We start from the raw sequence: 1,272 nt of genomic DNA, 5'->3' as shown, positions 1-1,272 counted from the left end.
TATAGATAATTCAAATAAAAACTACAGCTTCGACTTCGCTCAGCTAGCTTACACCGAGGGCTGAGCGAAGTCGAAGCCCGTCTACAAGTTATTTAAAACAACTATATGATTAAAAAAACAGATTTAAAACCTGTGGTGATTACGGCGCATCTGTAAAAGTTTTTAGAGCCTTATATTTAATTGTACCTAGCTACTAAAAAAAACATCCTAAGTCAGAAAGATCGTCAAAATTAAATGCTTTATCGTAATCTTAACGATATTTTTGCCTTAATTCTTAAGCCTATAGAAATAGGAAATATTAGTATATATCGCAATCCTAAATGATTTGTGGAAGCGCCCCCCCAAAGAGGGGCGCTTCCACAAACCCCAAAAGCTACAAATGATTTAGGACTGCTATATTTATAATTTATAGAAACGTAAGAGATAGCAACGTCAAAACCCTAAAGATGAGTGGCGGTGCGAAGCACCGCCACTCATCTTTAGGGTTTTGACGTTGCTATAGTTTTGTTGAGCTATCTACGTAATGTTCTTATAGCAATTTCTGATCAAACGAACCACAATAAATTTTTTAAAAGTGCTGCCTTGCTGCACTTTTAAAAAATTTATTGTTCGGATTTGAGCGTAAAGCGCTGTAGATAATATTACGAGGCTGCATTTTGGGGGAGTTCGGCAAATTTATCGGCAAAAATTTCAACTTTCATATTGGGATCATTGCGCAGATTGAGCGATCGCATTACCCGCCCAAGATAAATTGGTTTAGATAGCCCTTCGCGGGGATGAATGATCGTTCTGGCATAAATCGTCATTTGTGATTTACCTTGACCATTTCGCCCAGACGAAAATAGATTGCTACTTGCTTGCTGTAAAGTTGCCTCCAACTCTTCAGGCGTAATCGTTGGCGCGACTGCAATTGTCGCTTGGGAACCAAAGCGATCGTAAACTAGCTTAAAAGGGACAGAGCCTGCAATGGATGAACGGGTAATAGGCTCAAAACTGAGGGAGAAAAGCCCCACAACTAAAACAACCGAAAATAGAGTTGCGCCCACCATCCGATAGCGCCAACTCCACTGAAAAGCAACGGCTAATCCTGTGACTAAAGCACAGATCAATACAAATATACCCATTGCTTGTGCAAGTTGACCAAATAAAGCAGGTGTTAGCGACATAAATTAATTTATTGTGAATTATTAAATAACTACTTAATTCATTAAACAAGATTTTTACCATACTTAACAATTCACTTCGCCACCAACTGCTCATAAGTAGCTAGGC

Annotated in this window: 1 protein-coding gene; it reads right to left on the bottom strand. The window is 38.8% G+C overall.

The annotated features are described in order from the left end of the window. Positions 1 to 641: 641 nt before the first annotated feature. A complete protein-coding gene (locus tag AC805_RS16835; protein WP_055076470.1) occupies positions 642 to 1,166 on the bottom strand; it encodes a Ycf51 family protein in 525 nt (174 codons plus the stop codon). Between the last annotated feature and the right edge of the window lie 106 nt (positions 1,167 to 1,272).

Origin of the sequence: Pseudanabaena sp. 'Roaring Creek' (genome assembly GCF_001402795.1) — a bacterium.
Lineage (GTDB): Bacteria > Cyanobacteriota > Cyanobacteriia > Pseudanabaenales > Pseudanabaenaceae > Pseudanabaena.
This window is presented reverse-complemented; position numbering and strand designations above follow the sequence as displayed.

Excerpts from the sequence above, each read along its gene's own strand:
- AC805_RS16835 (WP_055076470.1), bottom strand. The coding sequence starts at position 1,166 with ATGTCGCTAACACCTGCTTTATTTGGTCAACTTGCACAAGCAATGGGT.